A 256-nucleotide genomic window follows, 5' to 3' on the forward strand; every position below is an offset into this window, starting at 1 on the left:
CGACGATCGGCACCCCCGCGGCGGTGAACTTGCCCGCCCACTCCTCGGTGGAGGCGATGAACACCGGCAGCGCGTTGACGAAGGCCACCCCGGCGTCCAGGGCGGCCTGGGCGTAGAACCGGTCGGCGGCCTCCGAGCCCACCGGCAGATAGGACACCAGCACATCCACCTGCGCCTCCCGCAGCGCGGCGGCCACGTCCACCGGCTCCTGCTCCGACTCCTGGACCATCTCCCGGTAGTAGGAGCCCAGCCCGTC

1 pseudogene is annotated in these 256 nt (G+C 72.3%); it reads right to left on the reverse strand.

Going from position 1 to position 256, the window contains the following annotated elements:
- A pseudogene (locus ACWCOM_RS18615) lies at nucleotides 1–256 on the reverse strand (inositol-3-phosphate synthase); the annotation flags it as partial.

It is taken from the genome of Kocuria sp. KH4 (assembly GCF_053711175.1).